Source organism: Stenotrophomonas sp. 610A2 (assembly GCF_030549615.1).
Classification (GTDB): domain Bacteria; phylum Pseudomonadota; class Gammaproteobacteria; order Xanthomonadales; family Xanthomonadaceae; genus Stenotrophomonas; species Stenotrophomonas pigmentata.
In genome coordinates this window covers 4,538,559-4,553,939 of the sequence record NZ_CP130832.1, presented here as the reverse complement: position 1 = coordinate 4,553,939, position 15,381 = coordinate 4,538,559, and the positions used below count along the sequence as shown (strand labels likewise).

General features: G+C 61.9%; 13 protein-coding genes. 9 read left to right on the top strand and 4 right to left on the bottom strand.

The annotated features are described in order from the left end of the window. Positions 1-2 precede the first annotated feature (2 nt). On the bottom strand, positions 3-1,223 hold the full coding sequence (locus Q5Z11_RS20200; RefSeq protein ID WP_303748052.1) for an MFS transporter: 1,221 nt from the start codon (positions 1,221-1,223) through the stop codon (positions 3-5). After that, positions 1,213-1,599, bottom strand: a complete 387-nt coding sequence (locus Q5Z11_RS20195) for a hypothetical protein (protein ID WP_303748051.1) — start codon at positions 1,597-1,599, stop codon at positions 1,213-1,215. Before Q5Z11_RS20195 ends, Q5Z11_RS20200 begins: the two co-directional genes overlap by 11 nt. Before the next feature lie 175 nt (positions 1,600-1,774). Between Q5Z11_RS20195 and Q5Z11_RS20190 the strand changes: the two genes are divergently transcribed. Continuing rightward, the gene (locus Q5Z11_RS20190; protein ID WP_164170565.1) at positions 1,775-2,914 is read left to right on the top strand and encodes an IS30 family transposase; all 1,140 of its coding nucleotides are present in this window, start codon (positions 1,775-1,777) and stop codon (positions 2,912-2,914) included. A 40-nt stretch (positions 2,915-2,954) separates the two neighbouring features. Next, the gene (locus Q5Z11_RS20185) at positions 2,955-3,908 is read left to right on the top strand and encodes a helix-turn-helix domain-containing protein (protein ID WP_303748050.1); all 954 of its coding nucleotides are present in this window, start codon (positions 2,955-2,957) and stop codon (positions 3,906-3,908) included. Between the two features lie 78 nt (positions 3,909-3,986). Here the strand turns inward: Q5Z11_RS20185 and Q5Z11_RS20180 are convergent, their stop codons facing one another. After that, the gene (locus Q5Z11_RS20180; protein WP_303748049.1) at positions 3,987-4,880 is read right to left on the bottom strand and encodes an NAD-dependent epimerase/dehydratase family protein; all 894 of its coding nucleotides are present in this window, start codon (positions 4,878-4,880) and stop codon (positions 3,987-3,989) included. A 375-nt stretch (positions 4,881-5,255) separates the two neighbouring features. On the opposite strand from Q5Z11_RS20180, the gene Q5Z11_RS20175 reads away from it, so the two are divergent. The 5 genes from Q5Z11_RS20175 (at position 5,256) to Q5Z11_RS20155 (ending at position 9,732) form a co-directional block, all read left to right on the top strand. Then, complete coding sequence (locus Q5Z11_RS20175) at positions 5,256-6,200, top strand: 5'-nucleotidase (protein WP_303748048.1); 945 nt, start codon at positions 5,256-5,258, stop codon at positions 6,198-6,200. 468 nt (positions 6,201-6,668) lie between these two features. Further along, on the top strand, positions 6,669-7,670 hold the full coding sequence (locus Q5Z11_RS20170; protein ID WP_303748047.1) for an amidohydrolase family protein: 1,002 nt from the start codon (positions 6,669-6,671) through the stop codon (positions 7,668-7,670). Continuing rightward, a complete protein-coding gene (locus Q5Z11_RS20165; RefSeq protein ID WP_303748046.1) occupies positions 7,667-8,227 on the top strand; it encodes a non-canonical purine NTP pyrophosphatase in 561 nt (186 codons plus the stop codon). Before Q5Z11_RS20170 ends, Q5Z11_RS20165 begins: the two co-directional genes overlap by 4 nt. Further along, positions 8,224-9,018, top strand: coding sequence for an SIR2 family protein (locus Q5Z11_RS20160; protein ID WP_303748045.1), 795 nt, complete (start codon positions 8,224-8,226; stop codon positions 9,016-9,018). The genes Q5Z11_RS20165 and Q5Z11_RS20160 overlap by 4 nt, the downstream gene beginning before the upstream one ends. Before the next feature lie 309 nt (positions 9,019-9,327). Then, a complete protein-coding gene (locus Q5Z11_RS20155) occupies positions 9,328-9,732 on the top strand; it encodes a hypothetical protein (RefSeq protein ID WP_303748044.1) in 405 nt (134 codons plus the stop codon). Between the two features lie 109 nt (positions 9,733-9,841). On the opposite strand, the gene Q5Z11_RS20150 is transcribed toward Q5Z11_RS20155, so the two are convergent. Continuing rightward, positions 9,842-13,552, bottom strand: a complete 3,711-nt coding sequence (locus tag Q5Z11_RS20150) for an indolepyruvate ferredoxin oxidoreductase family protein (protein WP_303748043.1) — start codon at positions 13,550-13,552, stop codon at positions 9,842-9,844. Between the two features lie 168 nt (positions 13,553-13,720). Here Q5Z11_RS20150 and Q5Z11_RS20145 point away from each other — a divergent pair, with 168 nt between their 5' ends. Then, complete coding sequence (locus tag Q5Z11_RS20145) at positions 13,721-14,359, top strand: tetratricopeptide repeat protein (RefSeq protein WP_303748042.1); 639 nt, start codon at positions 13,721-13,723, stop codon at positions 14,357-14,359. Positions 14,360-14,464: 105 nt separating this feature from the next. Next, positions 14,465-15,379: an AEC family transporter gene (locus tag Q5Z11_RS20140; RefSeq protein ID WP_303748041.1), complete on the top strand. Its 915-nt coding sequence runs from the start codon at positions 14,465-14,467 to the stop codon at positions 15,377-15,379. Positions 15,380-15,381 lie beyond the last annotated feature (2 nt).

Sequence of the window (15,381 nt, the reverse complement as noted above, 5' to 3'; positions counted from 1 at the left end):
TATCAGGGAGAAGAAGGAGAGGGCGCGAAGCGGCGCAGCAGCGGCCGGCACAACAGCAGCCCAAGCGCGGAGACGATCGCCAGCGCCACGTAATAAGCGGGGTAACCCAGGCCTTTGGCGAGGAAGCCGGACAAGGCACCACCGATGAAGAAGATCAGCAGCTCGAAGCACACCAGCAAGGTGAAATCGGTACCGGCCTGCTCGCGCGAGCTGAGCCGCATGAACAAGGCATACAGGCTGGTCATGGCGACGTAACGCAGGGCGAGCAGGGCGATCACCAGCACGCCCAGCCCAAACTGCGAGGAGGCAAGCACACCGCTGTACAGCAGGCCGGCCAGCAGCACATACAGCAGCGTGCGCCACCAACCGGCGTGCATCAGCAGTTGTTCGGCACTGCGCTGCTTGAGCAGCCAGGCCGCGCCGATGGCAGCCAGCAAACCAACGCCGGCACCGCCCACCGAAATCAGCAGGCCGATCTCGGTCAGGCTCCACTCCTGGTCGACCAGCAGCGGATTGATCATCGCCATCGCCGGTGCTTCCACCATGCGATACAGCACGATCAGCAGCAGCGCCCAGCGCAGCTCAGGCCGGCGCAGCGCACGCAGAACGCTCGGCCGCTGGCTGGCCGCCGGGCGCGGCACCTCGTTGATCTGCTGTACGGCGAGCAGGGTGAGCGCACTCATCGCCGCCAGGCTGAGCAGGGCCACGTTCCAGCCGCGGGTTTCGTACAGCCACAGCACGCCTGCGCCGCCGACCATGCTGCCCAGCGCCACGCCCACGCTCTGCGCCATGCTGCCCAGGCGGTGCTCGGCCGGTGCCAGTGCTTCCACCGTATAGCCATCGATGGCGATGTCCTGGGTGGCGGCGATGGTGGAGATCCACATGCCGACCAGCACGAACACGGTCAGGCTATGGTCCAGGCCGGTGAAGGCCAGTACCAGGATGCCGACCAGCAACAACAACTGGGTCAGCCACAACCAACTGCGGCGACGGCCCAGGGCAGGCAGGTGCCAGCGGTCCACCAGCGGCGCCCACAGGAACTTGAATGCCCACGGCAGGTACAGCAGCGACAACATGCCGATCCAGCGCAGATCCACGCCCTGGCTGCGCAGGATGGCCGGTACCGCCACGTTGTAGAAATACAGCGGCAGCGCATGTGCCATGTACAGCGCCACGATGACGCCAAGGCCGAAACGGGAGGCCGCGCCGTGTTCAGTGCGCATCGACCTGCTCCAGCTGTTGGCCGACCCAGCGCATGCCATCGGCGTCGTCGATGGTGACGTAATAGGGCACGCCCCAGGCCGCATGCAGGGCCGGTGTATCCAGCCTCTGCTGCTCGGCGGTGCTGCTGGCAACGCGCACCAGGCCCTTGCAGTAAACACGGAAGGCGGGCTTGTGCTGCTTGTACCAGACCGCCTGGATGGCGCGGTAATCGTCGCTGAAGCTGGCGCCGGGTACGGTGCTGGCGATGAAGTAGAACGGCGTGGCGGCCGCGATCAAATCCTCCACACGCTGCAGCCAGTGGCGGATCTCGTCCGCGCTGACTTCATCATGGAAGACGGCGCGGACCACGGCCGCCTGCTTGATCGTCAAACCCATTGCCACTTGCCTTCACTGAATACGGGGAAGAGGCGCCCATACGCGAACCCTCAAATAAGAATAGTTATCAATACCATTGAAAGTTTAGGCGCAGCGAAGGAAAATTTAGGCAGGGCGCTCTCAACCGGTCGATGCAACATCATAGGTGTTGCTGCTGACCGGGAGGGCAAGTGCGATGATGGGTCGACCTGGATTGTCATTGGCGCAGAAGCAGGCACTGTGGATGCGCTGGCGAGAAGGTGCTTCGTGCAGCGAGATTGCCCGTGATCTGGGCAAACATCCGGCTTCGGTATGGGGTGTGCTCGCCTCGCGAGGCGGTATCGCTCCAGCGCCTCGCACGCGCTCGCCTCGTACGCTGACGCTACATGAGCGTGAAGAGATCTCGCGCGGCCTGGCAGGCAGCCTTTCCCTGAGCGAGATTGCCAGGCGCTTGGGGCGACCAACGTCTACCGTCAGTCGCGAGGTGAGGCGCCACGGCGGCATCAAGGGGTATCGCGCGACGTGGGCCGATGAGCGCGCCTGGGATAACGCCCGTCGCCCGAAGCCTTGCCGTCTGGCCCGATATGGCACACTGCGGCGGCGGGTAGCAGGCAAGCTTTCGCTGCAATGGTCGCCCCAGCAGATAGCCCGCTGGCTGAAGCGGCATTTTCCTCATGACGAGACACATCAGGTGTCGCACGAGACCATTTACCGGAGCCTGTTCATCCAGGCGCGTGGCGTGCTGAAGAAGGAGCTGGTGGCTCATCTGCGCACCCATCGCCTGATGCGCCGCTCGCAGAAGGCCACACGCCAGCCACGAGGCGGTATCAGGGACGCCGTTTCCATCCGCGACAGACCTGCCGACGTATCGGATCGGGCCGTGCCCGGCCACTGGGAGGGCGACCTGCTCAGTGGTGCCAGGAACAGCCACATTGCCACGCTGGTGGAGCGACACTCGCGCTTCACGATGCTTGTCAAAGTCGATGGGAAGGACACGCAAAGCGTGGTCAGTGCGCTGAGTCGTCAGGTGCGTCGTCTGCCAGCGCGCCTGCGAAAATCACTGACATGGGATCGCGGCATGGAAATGGCCAGCCACCGCGACTTCACGATCGCCACGCAGGTGGCCGTGTACTTCTGTGATCCACAGAGCCCCTGGCAGCGCGGCAGCAACGAGAACACCAACGGGTTGCTACGCCAGTACTTCCCCAATGGAACGGATCTGTCGGTCTACTCGCAGGCGGAACTGAACAAAGTTGCGTTACGATTGAATCAACGTCCGCGACAGACATTGGACTTCATGACGCCGGCTGAGAAGCTCAGCCAGGCGTTGCAATGACCGGTTGAGAGCGCCAGGACCAAATTCCGGGATGCCCTGCATGCAGGTTTTCACCTGCGCCGAACTAATGACCGCAGCAAACGCGCTGGGCGGGCAGGTTGATTTCGATGCCGGCATGGCCGACGCCACGCCGGTGCTGGCCGGCTGGCAGCAGGTGCACGCGCTGGACGATGGCGTGTCGCTCTACCTGAGCCGTAGCCGCGACATGGTGGGAGGCTGCAGCCACAACCGTCTGGCACCGGGCATCACTGCCGGCTTCCTGGTGGATGGCGAGGCCGACGTTGCCATCGGCAGGCATCGCTTGCGGCTGGAGGGCAACCATCGGCGCATGCCGACCATGCTTGTCCACCTGCGTGAGGAAGAAAGCTTCCAGCGCCATTGGCAGGCCGGGCGACAGGAAGGCAAGGTCAGCCTGCACCTCAGCGGTGACTGGTTGCGGCGGCAGCTGCAGGCCGATTCAAGCGGCAGCGCCCGATTGGCACGCGTTTGTAATGGCCACGCCGACAACCATGCATGGCGGCCACCGGCGCCGTTGTTGCAGCGGGCGGCGCAACTGCTGGAGAACAGGACCGGTTCGCTGCCATTGCTGCGCCGATTGCAGCAGGAAAGCTTTGCCCTGGAGCTGGCGGCCGACGTGCTGCAAACACTGGCCAGCGAAGGCAGCGAAAAGCCTTTGGGTGCACACCTGCAGCGCTGCGTCACCCGCCTGCAGCATTGGTTGCAAAGTGGAGAGGCCGACACACTGAGCATCGCGCAGATGGCGCGCCAGCTCGGCACCAATGCGGTGGACCTGCAGCGAGGCTTCCAGCATTGCCATGGTCAAAGCATCGCCAACTACCAGCGTGAGCTGCGGCTGGAACGCGCCCGCCAGGCACTGCTGCGGCAGCGCGTGCCCGTGGATGTGGCAGCCACCATCGCCGGCTACGCGCACACCAGCAGCTTCAGCGCCGCGTTCAAGCGCCAATACGGCACATCACCCTCGCAGCTGAAGTAGCACCCGCTGTCCGGCTGTTTGTAGGGGCGGCGTAAGCCGCGAAGCAAGCGAACTCAATCGAAACGACATCGGGCCGGATCAATCGACTGTCCTGTCAACAAAGTCCCGCGTATACGGCAGCACTTCCAGACTACGCCGATCCACCTGCGCCAACACTTCGCTGAACCCATGAGCAGGCTCCCAACCCAGCGCCCGACGGATGGCAGAATTGTCATACACCCGATCAATTACCGACGGCAGCGGCCAACCACGGCGCTGGTGCTCGGCCACCAACTCGGGGCAGCGCAGGCGCAGGACTTCCACTGCATTGCGTCCCAACTGCTCAAGGTCTTCGGGCTGGAACGGCGTAGAGCCGCTGACGACAAATCTACTAAATGATCCAGCCGGCAGCGCCAACGCCGCCACATGCGCATCAGCAACATCGCGGACATCAATACCGCGATGCAGGCGTAGCACCGACATCTGGTCCGCAGGCTGCGGGAAACAGCGCGACATGCGGATGATGCTGCGGGTCAGCCCCGCACCGGACCAGTCAGCCAGGATCTGCTCGGCTTCCAGCTTGCTGCGGTGATACACCGTCCTGGGCTGCGGCGTCACGGATTCGTCGATCCACGTGCAACCTTGCTCGGCGACAGCATCGCCATAGAGTGCGGTGGTACTGGTATAGACCACCTGCATCACGCCTGCCTGCTGTGCGGCTTCCAGTAACTGTTGCACGCCCGCAACATTGACCCGCTCGAACTCGCTATCAGATACCAGGCCAACATGCGGCGCATGGTACGAAGCGGTGTGGAAGACCACATCGACGCCCTGCAATGCTTGTTGCAGCAGCCGGTCATCGGTGAAATCACCGATAAGCGATGAGCAGGAGAAAGGGGAACGGTCGAGGCCAATGACCTCATGGTCTGCGGCAATCGCGCTGTAGATTGCGCGGCCAATCCGGCCTGAACTACCGGTGATAAGAGCGTTCACGGAAAAGTGCGTCTGGCGCCCGGGATCTGCCGGGATGGAGGCATGGTAGACCACTTGCCTCATTTTCAGCTACCCGATGGTCCTGGCAAGAATATGGAGATCTAACTGAGAGTGTCTATGTCCCAAATTTTTTGGATTGAGGCGTAGATATCGTTTATTGACACAAAACGGAGCTCCATATTCCTTCAGCTCAGGCTATATGATCTTTCAGAATTATCTCTGGGCACCGCTTTACATTGGCTTGTTAGCCGGATCCTGCCGCCTTAAGATCGAGCTCAATCAGGGAAAAGCTCACCACAAGGTGCTTTGCGGAGAGGTCGCTAACCGGATCCACTGATCCGTTTACTAGGCAGTTGACAGTCACAGGGGAATGTCGTGGCATACGAGTTGAAAGACCGGCTTGTAGTTGGCGTTGCATCAAGTGCAATGTTTGATTTGAATGAGTCAGACAAGATTTTCAGGACTCAGGGCGAGGAGAAGTATCGACAGTATCAAGAGGCCCATAAGGATGATCCGTTGAGTGAAGGGGTCGCTTTTTCATTCATCAAACGTCTGCTGTCACTGAACGACTTGAGTGATTCGAACGTAGGGCCACTGGTAGAGGTCGTTTTGTTATCTCGTAATGACCCGGATACGGGGCTTAGGGTGATGAAGTCTATTGAACATCACGCGTTAGGGATCACTCGTGCGATCTTTCAACAAGGCGTATCTCCATACGACTACATACCGGCTCTGAATATTTCATTATTCCTTTCATCGAATCAGAGCGATGTCGTCGAGGCCATTGCTAAAGGATTTCCGGCTGGTTACGTGATGGAATCAAAGAAGATCGATGACCCCCAAGACAAAACCTTGCGAATCGCGTTCGACTTTGACGGCGTGCTCGCCGATGACACCGCTGAGACAGTTATGCAGGAAACCAAGGACGTCTTAAAGTTTCACGACCATGAGACTGCAAACGTCATGGAGCCGCTCGGTGGCGGCCCGCTCAAGGAGTTCTTGCTCAAGGTCTCAAAGATCCAGAAGGTTGAAGAGGAGAAGCGAAGGAAAGATTCAAACTACAGAAATCGGCTTCGCGTATCTATTGTTACGGCAAGAAATGCACCGTCCCATGAGAGGGCTATCAACACGTTGAAGAGTTGGGGTGTGATGGCTAACGATGCATTTTTTCTTGGTGGAGTGGAGAAGAAACTTGTCTTGGATGTTCTACAGCCACATATCTTCTTTGACGATCAATCGGGGCATCTTGTAACCGCGAGTGAAGTGGCTCCATCGGTACACATTCCGTTCGGCATCACAAACAAAATGGTTGATTGTTAAGTCAATACCACGTCAGGGCATTGTTTCTCTTGAGCTATGAGCGTCCGCTTCTGGTCGAGAGCGGACGTCGTCGGGGCAGGGGGTTAGGGATGTTTATCGAGGGTAGGACATGGCAAATCCCGACCCATAGCAGACGTCCGCTTGCTTGGATCAAGCACGGCTCTCTGTCCGGATATCTGGGACTGGTAATCGGCTCGCAAGCCGCACTCAGAGCCTCTAAGATCGAGAGGTAGAGAGGCGGTGGATTGGATCACTATACGATCCGCTCTGGATAAGGAGCATGGCTGGATCCAGAGGTCCGACTTTCAAGTACCTAGGTGTAAAGGAGGCTTACTCAATTGCGGGTCTACGAGAAGTCGCACAATGCGGGTATGGGGCTAGCATCACATGGAACGGCCTAAAGGCCACAACAAGATTTAGGGACAGCGCTTGAATCAGCGGCAACTTGATCTGCCAGGCCTCTTGGGCTTGGCCGACGACCTCGACGACGATGGTGGCGTGCGAGCCCGCGTGCATGATCGAGGGGAACTCCACCTGCATATGAACGGCGCCGTCCCTGTGTCGATCATCCGGGAGATCATGGCCGATGAAGCAACTTCGCTTCCGGCAGGGTTCAATTTCGAGCGGGACATAACCCGCCTTGTCCCTTGCAAATCGCTGGCGGAGTACCTCACGCCGTGGCAGGTATTGCGGCTCTTCCCCAGGAAGCGCGCAAACCTCGACCGCCTCGCCCATGCTGTTTTTGCGAGCCTGGCAGAAAACGCCGTTCGTTTCGTCGAGCTCCGCAGCAGCGTCCTGTACTTGACCGGACTTCAGAGCTGCACGCCGGCGCAAGCATTGGACCGCCTCATCGAGTCGACAGGCAGCGCTTCTCAGCAATACGGCATCCGGCGGGGCTTGATCCTCACTGTAACCCGGGGCGACTACGGCGCCTCCAATCTCGCCACGCTCTTGCAGGCCTACGAGGACATCGGACGGCCGAAGGATGTCGTTGGGATCGACCTTGCGGGAGATGAAGAGACGCCCTATTCGGCTGAGCTGCCCGCGATCATTCGTGAGGCCAAGGACCGGTACGGCTTCGGCATCACGATCCACGCTGGAGAGACTGGGCGCGTGGAGAATGTGCGAGCGGCCGTGGAGCTCTTCCACGCTGATCGGATCGGCCACGGCACGGCTGCAGTCAAAGACCCTGACTTGATGGATCTGCTGGCTATCAAGGGGGTCTGCGTCGAGGTCTGCCCAATCAGCAATCGGCTGACGGGCGCCGTTCCCAGTGATGAGGCCCATCCTCTGCAGGAGTTCCGACGCCGTGGTGTGCCGTTCGTCATCTGCTCCGACAACCCAGCGATCCATCAACGCGGCCTGGCTGACGACCAAGCCGCCGCTATGGCCGAAGGCTTGTCCATCTGCGACATGCAGCAGCAGTACGAAGTGGCCAAGCGCTTTTCATTCATGGAGGGTCTGAAATGAAGATTCGATTCATGTCCGGCAACCAGCACAAGATCAAGGAAGTACAACGCATCCTCGGCCCTATTGGGGTGGACGTCGTGCCTGTATCCAGAAAGATCGAGGAACTGCAGACTCAGGACGTCCATGCGCTCGTGCGGGACAAGCTAATCAAGGCGTTTCACGAGATTGGCCGCCCCCTGTTCGTCGAGCACACAGGGCTGTATCTCCGGGGACTGAACGACCTTCCCGCAGGCCTAACCCAGATTTTTTGGGACCGATTGGAAGCCAGGCGCTTCGCGGATCTCGTGGCCGCTCTTGGTGACGACAAGGTCATCGCAAAGACGGTTCTTGGGTACTGCGACGGGCGCGAGATGCACCTGTTCGAAGGCGCAATCGAGGGGACGGTTCCGCGTGCACCTGCTGGGCCGGAGGATTTCCAATGGGACTGCGTGTTCGTACCTGACGGCTACACGACGACGTTTGCCCAAATGGGTACCGGAAAGGACGATATATCCATGCGCCGCCTAGCATTGGACAGGTTTGCTGCCCACCTTAAAGTTTCGAGAGTCCCGACATGAGAGCTGAACTTCTAGATGCCCACAGCAATGGCAAGCTAATGCTATTTGTCGGAGCTGGTGTGTCTGCAAACCTTGGTTTGCCGAGTTGGAGCCAACTTATCGCGCATATTGCCGAGGAGCTGGGCTACGACCCGGCGGTGTTTGCCACCTATGGGAACTATCAGACTCTGGCTGAGTTCTACAAAAAGAAAAGAGGTGGCCTCGGCGAGCTACGAAGCTGGATGGACCGCGAATGGCACAAGCCTTCCACGAACATAAAGACCTCCGATATTCACCGGCTCATCACCCGGGGCAACTTCTCGCGGATATACACCACCAACTACGACCGGTGGCTTGAGATAGCTCACGCCGAGTTCGGTGTGAAGTACGACAGGATTGCCAGCGTAGCGGACATGGTCGCTGTCAGAGACGGTCACCGCCAAATCATCAAGTTCCATGGTGACTTCGCAGCCGACGAGTCTATCGTTCTCGACGAGACCAGTTACTACCAGCGACTGACCTTCGACACGCCGCTGGACATCAAGCTCCGCAACGACGTGCTAAGCAACTCTGTCCTCTTCATTGGCTACAGCCTGACAGACTTCAATATCCGGTTGCTATTCTATCGCCTGACCGAAATGTGGGGGAAGTCGCCGCTGGCTTCGGCGAGACCCAAGTCGTACGTCTTCACCAATCGCCCGAACCCGGCGGCAGAAGAAGTTCTGAGGCACTGGGGAATTGAGATGATCGTGTCCGATCAGGACGATCCCAAGGCAGCGCTCACGGACTTCCTGCAAGAGCTTGTGACCTGACGAGCCGAGCAGGCTCGCACCGCCAGTCGCAATGCTAGGCACAGCATTTGGTCACGATTGCAGCCACGTACATGACTTCGAAAGCACCGTGGCAGTCATTGCTGGATCGCGAAGAGAAACTGCCTGAGCAACTGCGAAACTTGCCTGCATCAGCGTCCAAGATAGCGGCAGCCTTGAGGCGGCCAGGTGGCGTGAAGACCGCTTCGTCTGCTTCTGGCCGTTAGCGGGCATCGAACAGAATCCGCGCGTTTCCAAACTCAGCTCCTAACGAGATTCAGCAGATCCCAAACCATCGGAAGGTCAAATCACATGCTCAAAATCATGGTCTTCGCGGTGACGCTTCTAGCTGCAAACAGCGCTTTGGCCCGCGACCGCCCCATCCGCTCCTGCGAAAAAGCGCCCCTTCTGGCAGAAATCCAGAAGCTGCTTCCCGACCACGTGATCGGTGAAACCGCGGATGTGGAGCCGGAGCCGGTAGAGAAACTGCCCCAGTTCCCCCGCAGCATCTGGATGCGCTCCGGCAGCAGCCTGACCTGCGTCGTGGTTGTCCTGGACGAAACCGGCAAGCCGCAGGGCGCGCTGGTTTCCTATCCGTCGCGAATGGGGCTGACCGAACAGGAGAAGCAGGTGATTCTTTCCGTTCAATGGACGCCGGCACAGGTAGGCGGGCAAGCTCGGCCCTCCCTGGTGTCCATGAATTTCGAGATCCACTGACGCCGCTTCAGTCGGTAACGGCCTGAGCTTCAACGTTGGCGCTGAAGCTCAGGCCGCGCAATGCAACGCATTGGTCGCACTGCGCATAAGCAACCTATCCGTTGCCTGCTCAGGCCGCCTGCACGATGTGCAGCGCCTTTGGGTTGCGCCACGTTGCCAGCAGCGTCGCTTCGCGCGCCTTGGCTTCGTGCAGGTGCGCTTCCTTGACGTGGCCGTAGCCGCGGATGTGCTCGGGGATGCTGGCGATATCCACCGCCAGCGCCAGCCGGCGTGCATCCAGGCCGCTGATCAGTTCCTGCAAGGTCTTTTCGTAGTCAGCAATCAACTGACGCTCGCCGCGACGTTCCTCGGTGTAACCGAATACGTCGAAGCGGCCGCCGCGCAGGCCCTTGAACTTGGCCAGCAGGCCGAAGGCCTTGAACATCCAGGGGCCGTATTCCTTCTTCTGCAGCTGGCCGTGTTCGTCGCGCTTGGCGAACAGCGGCGGGGCAAGGTGGAAACGGACTTGGTAGTCGCCTTCGAACTTCTCTGCCACGCGCTTGGCGAAGTCGCCGCTGGTGTACAGGCGGGCCACTTCGTATTCGTCTTTGTAGGCCATCAGCTTGAAGAAGTAGCGCGCGGCGGCTTCGCTCAATGCGGTGCTGCCCGGGATCGCCTGCTGCTCGGCCTTGCGCACGGCATCGATCAGAGTGCGGTAGCGATTTGCGTAGGCGGCGTCCTGGTAATCGGTGAGGAAGCTGCTGCGGCGGGCGATCAACTCGTCCAGCGAGCGCGACAGGTGCGCATCGTCCAGCGATGCGAACGCGGCTTCACCGCTGGTCCGGCTGGCGGCGGGAAGGCCACGCACGTCCGGCTCGTTGCCCGGGTTGCGCGGTGCCGACGGTGCGCCGGCCTCGTTGCCTTCCCATTCGCCCGGCGGCAGTTCACGCAGCGCGGCCGGCTTGCGCTCGGCATCGGTCGGGGCGTTGTGGATGAGGCCGGCGGCCTGCTGCACGGCCTGCGGATCGATGGCGGCCAGGCGGCCCCAGGCGAACGCGGTCTGGTTCATGCTCACGGCGGCGCCATTGAGCTCCACCGCGCGCATCAGCGATTCCAGCGACAGCGGCACCAGGCCCTGCTGCCAGGCGAAGCCGAGGATGAACAGGTTGGAGGCAATCGCGTCGCCAAGCAGGGCGGTGGCCAGCTGGGTGGCATCGAGCAGGATCGGGTCGCGACCGCCCAGTGCCAGCTTCACCCCGGCAATGATGTCGGCGGCCGGGAACTGCATGTCCGGGTGGGTGGTGAAGGTGCCCGGCATCGCTTCATAGGTGTTCAACACCACCTGCGAGCGCTCGCCGCGCACCTTGGACAGCGCCCAGTAGTCGTTGACCACCACCATGTCGCAGCCCAGCACCAGGTCGGCCTCACCGGCGGCGATGCGCACCGCGTGGATGTCAGCCGGGCGGTTGGCGATGCGGATATGGGTGGTGACCGCGCCGCCCTTCTGCGCCAGACCGGTCTGGTCGAGCACGCTGGCACCCTTGCCTTCGAGGTGGCCGGCCATGCCGAGCAGCGCGCCGATGGTCACCACGCCGGTGCCGCCGACGCCGGTGATCAGGATGTTCCAGGGCTGCGAGAAATCGGTGCGGAAGGTTGGCGCCGGCAGGTTGTCGAGCAGGCTGGCGGCGCTGCTCTTGCTGCCCTTGCGCAGCTGGCCGCCGTGCACGGTGACGAAGCTTGGGCAGAAGCCGGTGGTGCAGGTGAAATCCTTGTTGCAGTTGGACTGGTCGATGTCGCGCTTGCGCCCGAACTCGGTTTCCTTCGGCAGCACCGACACGCAGAAGCTTTTCTCACCACAGTCACCGCAGCCTTCGCAGACCAGCGAGTTGATCATGGTGCGCTTGGCCGGGTCGACGATCTTGCCGCGCTTGCGGCGGCGGCGCTTCTCGGTGGCGCAGGTCTGTTCGTAGATCAGGATGCTGGTGCCCTTCACCGTGCGCAGCTGCTGCTGCACGGCGTCGAGCTCGGCGCGGTCGTGGAATTCCACATCGCTGGGGAACTCGTGGCGTCGCGACTTCCACTTCTGGATGTCGTCGGACAGCAGCACGATGGTGTGCACGCCTTCCGAACGCATCTGCTGGGCGATCTGCGGCACGGTCAGGGTGCCGTCCACCGGCTGGCCGCCGGTCATCGCCACCGCATCGTTGTAGAGGATCTTGTAGGTGATGTTGACGCCAGCGGCGATGGCCTGGCGGATCGCCAGCGAGCCGCTGTGGAAATAGGTGCCGTCGCCGAGGTTCTGGAACACGTGCTCGGTGTCGGTGAACGCGGCTTGGCCGGCCCAGGTGACGCCTTCGCCGCCCATATGGGTGAAGGTGTCGGTGTCGCGGTCCATCCACGTCACCATGTAGTGGCAGCCGATGCCGGCCAGCGCACGCGAGCCTTCCGGCACCTTGGTCGAGGTGTTGTGCGGGCAGCCGGAGCAGTAATGCGGCACGCGCGGGAACTGTGCGCGCGGCAGGGCCATCTCGGCTTCCTTGACGTCCATCCAGCGCAGGCGCTCTTCGATCGACTCGGTGTTGAAGAAACGCTGGATGCGGCGCCCGATCACGCCGGCAATCGTCGCCGGGGTCAGCTCGCCGGTGGACGGCAGGATCCACTCGCCCTGCTCGTCGTACTTGCCGACGATGGACGGGCGCGGGCCCCAGTTGGCCGGCCAGTTGTAGAAGTATTCCTTCATCTGCCGCTCGATGAAGGCCTTCTTCTCCTCCACCACGACGATGTCTTGCAGGCCGCGGGAAAATTCACCGATGCCCTGCGGCTCCAGCGGCCAGGTCATGCCGACCTTGTAGACGCGGATGCCGATGTCGGCGCAGGCCTTCTCGTCCAGGCCCAGGTATTCCAGCGCCTGCAGCACGTCCAGGTAGCTCTTGCCGGTGGTGACGATGCCCAGCCGTGCCTGCGGCGAGTCCATCACCACCTTGTCGATGCCGTTGGCGCGGGCAAAGGCCTGCGCCGCCTTCACCGCATAACGGTGCAGGCGCATTTCCTGCTCCATCGGCGGGTCTGGCCAGCGGATGTTGAGGCCAGCGACCGGCATGTCGAAATCTTCCGGCAGGATGATCTGGCGGGCGAACGGGTTGACGTCCACCGAGGCCGACGATTCCACCGTCTCGGCAATCGTCTTGAAGCCGATCCAGCGACCGGTGTAGCGGCTCATCGCCCAGCCGACCAGGCCCATGTCGAGGATGTCCTGCACGCCGGCCGGGTTCAGCACCGGCATCATCGCGCTGACGAACTCTTCCTCGCTGCCGTGCGGCAGGGTAGAGCTGCGGCAGGCATGGTCGTCGGCGGCCAGCGCCAGCACACCGCCGTGCTTGGAGGCACCGGCAGCATTGGCGTGCTTGAACACGTCACCGCAACGGTCCACGCCCGGGCCCTTGCCGTACCACATGCCGAACACGCCATCGACCTTGGCACCGGGGAACAGGTTGGTCTGCTGCGTGCCCCAGACCATGGTTGCGCCCAGGTCCTCGTTGAGGCCGGGCACGAACTTCACCTTGGCTGCTTCCAGGTGCTTGCGTGCGCGCCACAGCTCCAGGTCGAAGCCGCCCAGCGGCGAGCCGCGGTAGCCACTGACGAAGCCGCCGGTATTCAGCCCGGCCGCGGCATCGCGCTGCTGCTGCATCAAGGGCAGGCGTACCAGTGCCTGCACGCCGCTCAGGTAGATGCGGCCATCGGTGCGCGTGTACTTGTGATCCAAAGTGTAATCAGAATCACGCACGCCGATCAGCGGATCGTTGGCGGAGGCAGGTGAGGTAAGTTCGGCGGTGCTGGTCATGGCTGGCCCATTGCGGAAACGGCTGGCAGATGCCGACCGGGAGGCCGGTGGCAGCCGCGGATTGTAGCAGTGGGGGATTTCATCACCCTGTAACCCGTCGCGCGTAGCGCCCGGAGCGGTTAGGATCGGGGCCGGGTGGGGGATAACTGTTCGATGGGGATTGCAGTCATGGGGGTTACAAAGCGCGTGGTTGCCGGCGTGGTCATGCTGGCGTCGCTGCTGTTTGCAAACGCGCAGGCGCAAAGCCTGCCGAAGATCAACGAGTTCTATTTCGATGACGACGTGGCGGCCAAGCCGATCCATGTCGTGCCGCCTGAACAGGCCGATGCGGTCGATCAGCTGATGAAGCTGCGCGAGCGTGGCCGCAAGGGCGTGGAAGCCACCGCGCAGCTGGCCAGCATCGCCTACCGCGATGGGCGTGCCGAGCTGGGCGGCAAACTGTACGAGGAAGCCATGGCCGCGGTTGCCGACACCTCCGTGCAGGCCCGCAGCCTGCGCTGGAACCACGGTTGGGATCTGTACCGCCGCGGCGATGCGCAGGACGCGCTGAACCTGTGGAGCAGGGCGGCCGAAGGTACCCGCGGCAACCCGTCATGGCTGCCGACAACGCTGGCGCTTGTGCTGTGGAAGCTGGAGCGCAAGGACGAAGCCGTGGCCTGGTATGCCGCTGCCGTGCGCACCGAACCCGGGCAATGGACCGACACCACGGCTTATGCGCAGTTGCTGCCGACCTGGAACGACGCCGAGCGCACACAGCTGTCGCAGGTACAGCAGGCCTGGGCAGCCAATCCGCCGGCATGGCCGTAAGGCCGCACAGGTGAGGCAGCGCTGGCACACCTTGGTGGCGCTTCACGGGAGGCTTTGAGTCGGCGCTGATTCCCCTCGCGGGGCAGCCCGGCGCATGCTTGCACCATGGCATTCGACGCTTTCGCACTGATCCTGGCCATGCTCGCACTGGGCATGGTCTTCGCACGGTTCCGGGTATTCCCGGACAACGCCGCCGACGTGCTCAACAAGGTGGTGCTGTACATCTGCCTGCCAGCGGCGGTGCTCACCTATGTACCCCGCCTGCAGCTGGATGCCTCCTTGATCGGCATCATGCTGACGCCGTGGTTGCTGATGCTGCTTACCCTGGCCTTGGTGAGCCTGGCCACACGCGTATTCGGTTTCGAGCGGCAGGTGCATGCGGTGCTGCTGCTGTGCGTGGCGCTGTGCAATTCCAGCTTCATCGGCTACCCGATGGTGCGCGCGCTGCTGGGTGACCACGCCCTGCCATATGCAGTGGTCTACGACCAGTTCGGCACCTTCGTGATGCTGTCGACGTTCGGCCTGTATGTGCTGGCGCGCTACAGCGGCGATACCCCGCCCAGCACTGGCCAGATCCTGCTGCGCATCGCCCGCTTCCCGCCGCTGTGGGCATTGATCTTCGCTTTGCTGGTGATGCCGGCATCACCGCCGACATGGATTGCCGGCGCATTGAAGAACGTATCCGACGCGATGCTGCCGCTGGTGATGCTGGCGGTGGGCCTGACCATCCAGCTGCGGCTGTCGCGCGCTGAGCTGGCGCCGCTGGGCGTGGGCCTGCTGCTCAAACTGCTGGTGTTACCCGCCGCCGCGTTGCCGCTGTCCTGGGCATTCGGCCTGCAGGGCGAAATGCTGCGGGTCAACGTGCTGGAAACCGCGATGCCGACGATGATCACCGCCGCCGCCCTGGCCATCTCGCACCGGCTGGCACCGCGATTGGCAGCGGCAATGGTGGGTTATGGCATTGTGTTGTCATTGGCCACCTTGCCGGCCTGGGTCTGGGTGTTGGACCGGGTGGTTTGAGT

Excerpts from the sequence above, each read along its gene's own strand:
- Q5Z11_RS20190 (WP_164170565.1), top strand. The coding sequence starts at position 1,775 with ATGATGGGTCGACCTGGATTGTCATTGGCGCAGAAGCAGGCACTGTGG.
- Q5Z11_RS20160 (WP_303748045.1), top strand. The coding sequence starts at position 8,224 with ATGAGAGCTGAACTTCTAGATGCCCACAGCAATGGCAAGCTAATGCTA.
- Q5Z11_RS20200 (WP_303748052.1), bottom strand. The coding sequence starts at position 1,223 with ATGCGCACTGAACACGGCGCGGCCTCCCGTTTCGGCCTTGGCGTCATC.
- Q5Z11_RS20185 (WP_303748050.1), top strand. The coding sequence starts at position 2,955 with ATGCAGGTTTTCACCTGCGCCGAACTAATGACCGCAGCAAACGCGCTG.
- Q5Z11_RS20140 (WP_303748041.1), top strand. The coding sequence starts at position 14,465 with ATGGCATTCGACGCTTTCGCACTGATCCTGGCCATGCTCGCACTGGGC.
- Q5Z11_RS20165 (WP_303748046.1), top strand. The coding sequence starts at position 7,667 with ATGAAGATTCGATTCATGTCCGGCAACCAGCACAAGATCAAGGAAGTA.
- Q5Z11_RS20145 (WP_303748042.1), top strand. The coding sequence starts at position 13,721 with ATGGGGGTTACAAAGCGCGTGGTTGCCGGCGTGGTCATGCTGGCGTCG.
- Q5Z11_RS20150 (WP_303748043.1), bottom strand. The coding sequence starts at position 13,552 with ATGACCAGCACCGCCGAACTTACCTCACCTGCCTCCGCCAACGATCCG.
- Q5Z11_RS20155 (WP_303748044.1), top strand. The coding sequence starts at position 9,328 with ATGCTCAAAATCATGGTCTTCGCGGTGACGCTTCTAGCTGCAAACAGC.
- Q5Z11_RS20195 (WP_303748051.1), bottom strand. The coding sequence starts at position 1,599 with ATGGGTTTGACGATCAAGCAGGCGGCCGTGGTCCGCGCCGTCTTCCAT.